This is a genomic window from Actinoplanes sp. NPDC048791, from assembly GCF_040650095.1.
GTDB lineage: Bacteria > Actinomycetota > Actinomycetes > Mycobacteriales > Micromonosporaceae > Actinoplanes.
Map to the genome: position 1 here is coordinate 1 of NZ_JBEZGQ010001374.1, position 1,839 is coordinate 1,839.

The 1,839-nt window shown below is 71.1% G+C and carries 2 protein-coding genes; one reads left to right on the plus strand and one right to left on the minus strand.

Annotation, left to right across the window (positions count from 1 at the left end; all coding sequences use genetic code 11):
- The first annotated feature begins 128 nt into the window (after nucleotides 1-128).
- On the plus strand, nucleotides 129-695 hold the full coding sequence (locus AB0C29_RS46440) for a GrpB family protein (RefSeq protein WP_360834511.1): 567 nt from the start codon (nucleotides 129-131) through the stop codon (nucleotides 693-695).
- 22 nt (nucleotides 696-717) lie between these two features.
- Here the strand turns inward: AB0C29_RS46440 and AB0C29_RS46445 are convergent.
- Nucleotides 718-1,839, minus strand: a 1,122-nt coding sequence (locus tag AB0C29_RS46445) for a helix-hairpin-helix domain-containing protein (RefSeq protein WP_360834513.1), incomplete at its 5' end; no start/stop codon positions are given.

The window sequence follows — 1,839 nt, forward strand, 5'->3', positions numbered from 1 at the left end:
GCGAGCCGGGGAGCCGGGGAGCCGTCGACCCGGCCAGCCGGTGAGCCGAGCGAACCCGCAGCTTGCCGAGTAGCGAACCGCCCCGCTTTCGGCAGCCGGTGAGGCAGAGGCCGCCTACGATGCGGGCGATGGATGGTGACAAGGCGCAAGGTGTGCGGGTGATCCGCATCGTCGATCACGATCCCGGTTGGGCGGTGCGCTTCGCCGATCTCGGGCGGCGGCTGCGGGGCGCGTTGGGGGACGTTGCGCTGCGGATCGACCATATCGGGTCCACCTCGGTGCCCGGGCTGGCGGCGAAGCCGGTTGTCGACATCCAGATCTCCGTGGCCCGGCTGGAGCCGCTCGGTCTCTTCCGGGATCCGCTGGTGGGTCTGGGATTCGTCCATCGTGCCGACAATCCGGAGCTTACGAAGCGGTATTTCCGGGAGCCGCCCGGTCAGCCGCGGACCCATATCCACGTGCGCCGGGCCGGGAGCTTCTCGGAGCAGTTTCCGCTGCTGTTTCGCGACTACCTGCGGGCGCATCCGGTCGATGCTGCGGAATACGCGCAGGTCAAGCGTCGGCTCGCCGCTGAGCATCCGCATGACGGACTGGCCTACACCGACGCGAAGGCCGACCACTGCTGGCGGATCATTCACCGGGCGGACGACTGGGCGCAGCAGACCGGCTGGTCGCCCGGCCCGAGCGACGCCTGAGGTCACGAACTGTCGCGGCGGATCAGTCGAGGTAGGCCTGGAGGGTCGGCTCGTCGCCTGCATTGTGGGCGGCCAGCAGCTCGGCGAAGCGTTCCGCCGGCATGATCCGGACCCCCAGCTCCTCCGCCTTCGCCGCTTTCGAGCCGGCGCCCGCCCCGACCACGACCAGATCCGTCCGCGCCGATACCGAGCCGGAGGATTTGCCGCCCAGGTGTTCCACCGCTTCGTTGCCTTCGTTGCGGCTCAGGCCCGGGACCGAGCCGGTGACGACCACGGTCATCGGCTTGCCGTCCTCCCTGCGTAGCGGGAGGGTGGCGGCTTCGGGGATGGTTGCTGCTTCGCGGCCCGAGACGCCCGGCTCGGTCATAGTCACGCCGCGGGCCGTCAGTTTGTCGATGACCGGGCCCAAGTCGATCAGTTCCGCCGCGATCGTGGCTGCGCGTTCCGGGCCGACCGCCTCCACCTCCTGCAGCTGCTCCACCGTAGCCGCGCGGAGGGCCTCCATCGTGCCGAAGTGGCGGGCCAGGCGGCGGGACATCGAGCGGCCCGTCATGCGGACGCCGAGGCCGGTCAGGACGCGGGACAGGGGCTGGGCCTTGGACGCCTGGATCGCCGCCACCAGCTTTGTTGCCGAGGTGCGGCCCAGGCGTTCCAGCTCGGCCAGCACTTCCGGGGTCAGGTCGTACAGGTCGGCGGGGTCGGTCACCAGGCCTGCTGCCACGACGCCGGCGATGACTTTGTCGCCCAGGCCTTCGATGTCCATCGAGTCGCGGGCGGCGAAGTACGACAGGGACTCCCCCGCGCCGCAGGCTCGGCCCTGGGTGCAGCGCCAGCGTTTCTGGGTGCGGTCGATCTCGCCGCCGCAGCGGGGGCAGACCTCCGGTGGGGTGAAGGGCTCGGCGTCCGCGGGGCGTTCGTCGAGCTTGGCCCCGGTGATCTCCGGGATCACCTCGCCCGCGCGGCGGACGAAGACCGTGTCGCCCACGCGGACGTCGCGGCGGACCAGGTCGCCGAAGTTGTGCAGGGTGGCCGAGGTGACGACCACGCCGCCGACCTGGACCGGCTCCAGGACCGCGACCGGGGTGATCACGCCGGTGCGGCCCACCTGCACCTCGATCGCGGCCAGTTTGCTGGTGCGGGTGTC

Coding starts and splice junctions, on each gene's coding strand:
- AB0C29_RS46440 (WP_360834511.1), top strand. CDS start 129: ATGGATGGTGACAAGGCGCAAGGTGTGCGGGTGATCCGCATCGTCGAT.